General features: G+C 76.1%; 5 protein-coding genes and 1 pseudogene. 5 read left to right on the top strand and 1 reads right to left on the bottom strand.

Translation table 11 applies throughout. The annotated features are described in order from the left end of the window. Window positions 1–72: 72 nt before the first annotated feature. The 5 genes from GTR00_RS10925 (at window position 73) to GTR00_RS10905 (ending at window position 6221) form a co-directional block, all read left to right on the top strand. A complete protein-coding gene (locus GTR00_RS10925) occupies window positions 73–1572 on the top strand; it encodes a leucyl aminopeptidase (protein WP_166611649.1) in 1500 nt (499 codons plus the stop codon). Between the two features lie 159 nt (window positions 1573–1731). After that, the gene (locus GTR00_RS10920; protein WP_166611648.1) at window positions 1732–2022 is read left to right on the top strand and encodes a hypothetical protein; all 291 of its coding nucleotides are present in this window, start codon (window positions 1732–1734) and stop codon (window positions 2020–2022) included. A gap of 160 nt (window positions 2023–2182) precedes the next feature. Continuing rightward, window positions 2183–3562 carry a dihydrolipoyl dehydrogenase gene (lpdA, locus tag GTR00_RS10915; protein ID WP_166611647.1) on the top strand — a complete coding sequence of 460 codons (1380 nt, stop codon included), beginning with the start codon at window positions 2183–2185 and terminating at the stop codon, window positions 3560–3562. Window positions 3563–3646: 84 nt separating this feature from the next. Then, window positions 3647–5182: a 2-oxoglutarate dehydrogenase, E2 component, dihydrolipoamide succinyltransferase gene (sucB, locus tag GTR00_RS10910; protein ID WP_323132396.1), complete on the top strand. Its 1536-nt coding sequence runs from the start codon at window positions 3647–3649 to the stop codon at window positions 5180–5182. Between the two features lie 136 nt (window positions 5183–5318). Beyond that, window positions 5319–6221: a TIGR01777 family oxidoreductase gene (locus GTR00_RS10905; RefSeq protein ID WP_166611646.1), complete on the top strand. Its 903-nt coding sequence runs from the start codon at window positions 5319–5321 to the stop codon at window positions 6219–6221. Between the two features lie 56 nt (window positions 6222–6277). Here GTR00_RS10905 and GTR00_RS10900 read toward each other — a convergent pair. Further along, window positions 6278–6774 (bottom strand): annotated as a pseudogene (locus GTR00_RS10900) (hypothetical protein); the annotation flags it as partial.

Here is a 6774-nt window from a genome sequence, read left to right as displayed (position 1 = left end):
GTGCCGGAGGAGCGGGGCGCGGCGGCGCCGGGGCGGACCGGGGGCGCGCGCACCGCTGGGTAGGGTGGCCCGGTGGTCCGCCTGGAGCTGAGCAGCAAGTCCGTCAAGAGCGTCGCGGCCGACGCCGTCGTGCTGGGGGCCGTGCGCTCCCCGGGGACCGGGCGCTCCGCGCCGGTGCTGCTCGGGGTCGACGACCTGCCGCGCGCGACCCGCTCGGCGCTGTCGCAGGCCCTGGCCGACCTCGGCGCCGACGGCGCGGCCGGCGCCGTGCACCTGCTGCCCCGGGTGGCGGGCGTGGCCGCCCCCCTCGTGGCGGTCGTGGGGCTGGGCGAGCAGCCGGCGGACGCCGAGGCGCTGCGCCGGGCGGCCGGTGCCGCCGTGCGCGCCCTAGCCGGGCGCCGGCGCGTGGCCCTGGCGCTGCCCGCCGGCGACGCCGCGGCCGCCGGGGCGCTGGCCGAGGGCGCGGCGCTGGGCGCCTACGCCTTCACCCGCTACAAGGCCGCCGACCGCGCACCGGTGGAGCAGGTGGTGCTGCTGGTGGACAAGCCGCGCGACAAGGCCGTGCGCGCGGCGCTGGAGCGCGCCCGCGCGCTGGGCGCGGCGGTGGCCGTCGCGCGCGACCTGGTCAACACCGCCCCCGGCGACCTGGCCCCGGCCGACCTCGCCGACGCCGCGCAGGAGCTGGCCCGCGGCACCTCCGTGCAGGTGCGGGTGCTCACCGAGGCCGAGCTGGCCGACGGCGGCTACGGCGGCATCCTGGGCGTGGGGCAGGGCTCCTCGCGCCCGCCGCGCCTGGTCGTCGTCGAGCACGCCCCGAAGGGCGCGAAGGCGCACCTCGCCCTCGTGGGCAAGGGCATCACCTTCGACTCCGGCGGCCTCTCGCTCAAGCCGCCGGCCGGCATGGAGACGATGAAGAGCGACATGTCCGGCGCCGCGGCCGTGCTCGCGGCCGTCAGGGCGGTCGCCGACCTGGACCTGCCGGTGCGGGTGACGGGCTGGCTCGCGGTCGCGGAGAACATGCCCTCGGGCACGGCGATCCGCCCCTCGGACGTGCTGACGATGCACGGCGGCACCACCGTGGAGGTGCTCAACACCGACGCCGAGGGCCGCCTGGTGATGGCCGACGCGCTCGTGGCCGCGACCGCCGAGCAGCCCGACCGCGTGGTGGACGTGGCCACCCTCACCGGCGCGCAGGTGGTGGCGCTGGGCAACCGCGTCTCGGCGGTCATGGCCAACGACGACGCCTTCCGCGACGACGTGCTCGCCGCCGCGGAGCGCGCCGGCGAGCAGTTCTGGCCGATGCCGCTGCCGGAGGAGCTGCGCCCCAGCCTGGACTCGCAGGTCGCCGACCTCGCCAACATCGGCGACCGGGCCGGCGGGATGCTCGTGGCGGGGCTGTTCCTGCGCGAGTTCGTCGGCCGGCGCGCCGACGGCTCGCCCGTGCCGTGGGCGCACCTGGACGTCGCGGGCCCGGCGTTCCTGACGTCCGAGCCCCACGGCTACACCCACCGCGGGGGCACCGGCGTGGCGGTGCGCACCCTGGTCGCGCTGGCGGAGGACCTGGCCCGCTGACGGCGGGGCCCGGCCCGCCGGCGGCGGGCGCCCCGTCCCCGTGCACGGAGAGCGACTACCGCTATGCTCGCTGTGACGGCCCTCGGGGGGCCTCGACCGTCCGCTCGACCCAGACCCAGCCGCTCACCCCGTCCGCTCGGGGTCGATCCAGGAGGATCCATGCACGCCACGCACTCCGCCGCGCAGCCCCGCCTGCGCCCGCTCGCCCGCCGCGCGGCAGCCGTCGCCGCCGCTGCCGCCGTCCTCGCCGGTGGTGGTCTCGCGACCGCCTCCGCCGCGTCGGCGGCCCCCTCGGGCGCCGTGGTCGAGGTGCGCAAGGAGTCCGTCGTGACGGTGCGCAAGGAGGCCGTGCGCAAGGAGTCCGCCGTGACCGTGCGCAAGGAGGCCGTGCGCAAGGAGTCCGCCGCGACCGTGCGCAAGGAGTCCGTGGTCGACGAGCGCGAGCGCTGAGCACCTCCCCCCGAGCCCCGCGACGGCGGCGGCACCCCGCAGGGTGCCGCCGCCGTCGTCGTGCGTGGGCCCCGTCACATCCGCCCGCTGGCACTGCGTGCGGTCGAGGGTGACAGAATCACCGCAGCAGTCCCCAGCACAGCCGACCTAGGAGCTTTTCGTGGCAGGTGCCGCCGGCCAGGAGTACGACGTCGTCATCCTCGGAGGAGGCAGCGGGGGCTACGCGTGCGCCCTGCGCTCGGCCGAGCTCGGGCTGTCCGTGGCCCTCGTGGAGAAGGACCTGCTGGGCGGGACGTGCCTGCACCGGGGCTGCATCCCCACCAAGGCCCTCATCCACGCCGCCGAGGTGGCGGACTCCGCCCGCGAGTCGGAGAGCGTCGGCGTGCGCGCCACCTTCGACTCCATCGACATGGCGGGCGTGAACAAGTACAAGGACGGCGTCGTCGCCCGCCTGTACAAGGGCCTGCAGGGCCTGGTGAAGTCCCGCAGGGTCGAGCTGGTCCAGGGCACCGGCCGCCTCGTCGCCAAGGACACCGTCGAGGTCGACGGCCGGCGCTACACCGGCAAGCACGTCGTGCTCGCCTCCGGCTCCTACTCCCGCTCGCTGCCCGGCCTGGAGGTCGGCGGGCGCGTCATCACCAGCGAGCAGGCGCTGCAGCTGGACTCGGTGCCCGAGTCCGTCGTGGTCCTCGGCGGCGGCGTCATCGGCGTGGAGTTCGCCAGCGTCTGGAAGTCCTTCGGCGCCGACGTCACCATCGTCGAGGCCCTGCCGCACCTGGTCCCGCTGGAGGACGAGGCCTCCAGCAAGGCCCTGGAGCGCGCGTTCCGCAAGCGCGGCATCAAGTTCTCCCTCGGGGTGCGCTTCAAGGGCGTGGAGCAGACGAGCTCCGGCGTCGTCGTCTCCCTCGAGGACGGCAAGACGTTCGAGGCCGACCTCCTGCTCGTCGCCGTGGGCCGCGGCCCGAACACCGCCGGCCTCGGCTACGAGGAGCAGGGCGTGTCGATGGACCGCGGTTTCGTGCTCACCGACGAGCGCCTGCGCACCAACGTCGAGGGCGTGCACGCCGTGGGCGACATCGTCCCGGGCCTGCAGCTGGCGCACCGCGGGTTCCAGCAGGGCATCTTCGTCGCCGAGGACATCGCGGGCCTGGACCCGGCGCCCATCGACGAGACCGGCATCCCGAAGGTGACGTACTCCGAGCCCGAGGTCGCCTCCGTCGGGCTCACCGAGGCAAAGGCCCGTGAGAAGTACGGCGACGTCGACGTGGTGGAGTACAACCTCGGCGGCAACGGCCGCAGCCAGATCATCGGCACCACCGGTTTCGTGAAGCTGGTGCGGCAGAAGGACGGTCCGGTCGTGGGCGTGCACATGGTCGGCTCCCGCATGGGTGAGCAGGTCGGCGAGGCGCAGCTCATCGTCAACTGGGAGGCGTTCCCCGAGGACGTGGCCAACCTCGTCCACGCCCACCCCACGCAGAACGAGGCCCTCGGCGAGGCGCACCTGGCGCTGGCCGGCAAGCCGCTGCACTCGCACTCCTGAGCACCGGCGGGGCCGCGTCGGCGCGGCCCCGCCGTCCCGCCCGAACCCGTCGGCGTCCCTCCGGGCGCCGGAGCACGTCCGTCCGTGAGGAGAACCGAACAGATGTCGAACTCGGTGCAGATGCCGGCGCTCGGGGAGAGCGTCACCGAGGGCACCGTCACCCGCTGGCTGAAGTCGGTCGGTGACACCGTCGAGGTGGACGAGCCCCTGCTGGAGGTGTCCACCGACAAGGTCGACACCGAGATCCCCTCCCCCGTGGCCGGCACCCTGCTGGAGATCCTCGTCGGCGAGGACGAGACCGTCGAGGTCGGCACCGACCTGGCCCGCGTGGGCGACGCCTCCGAGCAGGGCTCGGCCCCGCAGCAGGAGGCCCCCGCCCCGCAGGGCGAGCCCGCTCAGCAGGACGCCCCCGTCAAGGAGCCGCTGCAGACGCAGCCGGAGGGCGAGGGCGAGTCGCTGGCCGACGAGGTCACCGAGCGCGAGACCGCCCGCCGGCAGGCCGAGGCCTCCACCCAGCCCACCGCCGCCCGCGGCGAGGGCGCCCCCGAGCCGCAGCAGCCGTCCCCGCAGCCGGCGCAGCAGCAGGCGCCCCAGCAGGTGCCGGCCCCGCGCCAGGAGGCGCCGCAGCCCACGGGCGGCAGCACCTACGTCACGCCGCTGGTGCGCAAGCTCGCCAAGGACCTCGGGGTGGACCTGTCCGCGGTCACCGGCACCGGCGTGGGCGGGCGCATCCGCAAGCAGGACGTGCAGCAGGCCGCCGACGAGGCCAGGGCCGCCGCCGAGCGCGCCGCGCAGCAGGCCTCCCAGCAGCAGGCCTCCCAGCAGCAGGTCGCCCCGGCGCAGGCCCCCGCGGCCGCGGTCGCGCCGGAGCAGAAGCAGGCCCCGGCGTTCGAGGTGTCCGCCAAGCGCGGCACCACCGAGAAGATGTCGCGGCTGCGCAAGGTCATCGCCCAGCGCATGAAGGAGTCGCTGCAGAACTCCGCGCAGCTGACCACCGTCATCGAGGTCGACGTCACCCGCATCGCCCGGCTGCGGGCCCGCGCCAAGGACTCCTTCGCGGCCACCGAGGGCGCGAAGCTGACGTTCCTGCCGTTCTTCGTCAAGGCCGCGGTGGAGGCGCTGAAGCAGCACCCCGCCCTCAACGCCAGCATCGACGGCGAGAACATCGTCTACCACGCCAGCGAGAACATCTCGATGGCCGTGGACACCCCCAAGGGCCTCATCACGCCGGTCATCAAGAACGCCGGCGACCTCAACATCGGCGGCATCGCCCGCAAGGTCTCCGACCTCGCCGCGCGCACCCGCAGCAACAAGATCACCCCCGACGACCTCGCCGGGGGCACGTTCACCATCACCAACACCGGCAGCGTCGGGGCCCTGTTCGACACCCCGATCCTCAACGCCCCGCAGGTGGCGATCCTCGGCACCGGCACGATCGTCAAGCGCCCCGTCGTCCTCACCGACGACGAGGGCCAGGAGACGATCGCGATCCGCTCGATGATGTACCTGGCGCTGTCCTACGACCACCAGATCGTGGACGGCGCGGACGCCGCGCGCTTCCTGCAGACCATCAAGAAGCGCATCGAGGGCGGCGCCTTCGAGGGTGAACTGGGGCTCTGAGCCCTCCCGGCGGCCCCGGCCGCCGGACCGATCAGCGCGGAGCCCCGTTCCCGGACCGGGAGCGGGGCTCCGCCCGTCGCGGGGACCGTCGTGGAGCAGACCGCGCCGGACCCGTCCGGACGAGGAGGAGACCGGCGTGCGGGTGGTGGTGAGCGGGGCCAGCGGCCTCATCGGCGGGCACCTGGTGCGGCACCTGCGCCAGCAGGGGCACGAGGTGGTGACCCTGGTGCGGCGCCCGGTGCGCGGGCCCGGCGAGGTGCGCTGGGACCCCGCCGCCGGCGAGCTGGACCCGGCCGCGCTGGGTGCCGTCGACGCGGCGGTGAACCTCTCCGGCGCCGGGGTGGGCGACCACCGCTGGGACGAGCAGTACAAGCAGCTCGTGCTGTCCTCGCGCGTGGACTCCACCCGCACCCTGGTGCGCGCGCTGCTGGCGCTGGACACCGCGCCGCGCGTGCTGGTCAACGCCTCCGCCATCGGCGCCTACGGCGACGCCGGGGAGGCGGTGCTCACCGAGGACGCCCCGCGCGGCGACGGCTTCCTCGCCGACGTCGTGGCCCGCTGGGAGGCGGCCGCGGAACCGGCCGCCGTGGCCGGGGTGCGCGTGGCGCTGGCGCGCACCGGGCTGCTCGCCGACCCCGGCGGCGGCGCCTTCGGGCGGCTGCTGACCCTCTTCCGCCTCGGCGCGGGCGGGCCCCTGGGCTCGGGCCGGCAGTGGTGGAGCCTGATCTCCACGCCCGACGAGGTCGCCGCGCTGACGTTCCTGCTGGAGCAGCCGGTGTCCGGACCGGTGAACCTGGCGTGCCCGCAGCCGGCGCGCAACGCCGCGGTGGCCCGCGCGCTGGGCCGAGCCCTGCACCGCCCCGCCCTGCTGCCGGCGCCGGCCCCCGCGCTGCGCGTGGCGCTGGGGGAGTTCGCCGGGGAGGTGCTGGCCAGCCAGCGGGTCGTCCCGCGCGTGCTGCTGCAGGCCGGGTTCCGCTTCCAGCACCCCGACGCGCACGCCGTGGCCGGCTGGCTCGCGGGGGCGCACCGGCGCTCCTGACGGTGCCCGCGGGCCGCACCGCGCGACCCGCAGCGCGGGTGCCGGTGCCGGTGCGCTCAACCGACGGCCTGCACGCGCCACTGCTCCCCCACGCGCACCAGCGTGAGGCGGGAGCTGCGCGGCGCCGACGCCGGCACGCTCGTCACCGCCCCGTCGGCGCCGACGACCTCGTGGGCCTGGGTGACCACGCTCGCCAGCACCACCAGGCGCCCGGCGGCGCTCTCCTCGACCCGCACGTCCAGGACCTCGAAGCCCAGGCCCGACCAGCGGCTGCCCGCGCCGGCCACCTGCGCCAGCAGCGCCTCGTCGGCGGACAGCGCCGGCGAGGCGGGGGCGTCCACCGCGGCCAGCGCGGCCGGGTCCAGCGCCCGCAGCGCCTCCGCGCGCCGGGCGGCGAGCTCGCGCACGGCCGCGGCGGCGTCCTCCCCGCGCAGCACCTCGTCACCGACCGCGCCCGCCGGGGGCTCGGTGGGGGCCGGGACCGAGGGTGCCCCGGGCGCCGGGGCACCCGGCACCGGCTGCTGCACCGGCGGGCGCGGTCGGTGACGAGGTG

It is taken from the genome of Kineococcus indalonis, from assembly GCF_009906395.1.
Taxonomy (GTDB): Bacteria; Actinomycetota; Actinomycetes; order Actinomycetales; family Kineococcaceae; genus Kineococcus; species Kineococcus indalonis.
The sequence above is the reverse complement of the archived record's forward strand: the minus strand, read 5'-3'. Positions and strand labels throughout refer to the sequence as shown.

What these genes read in the sequence shown, in the direction of transcription:
- GTR00_RS10920 (WP_166611648.1), top strand. Translation starts at nt 1,732, where the DNA reads ATGCACGCCACGCACTCCGCCGCGCAGCCCCGCCTGCGCCCGCTCGCC.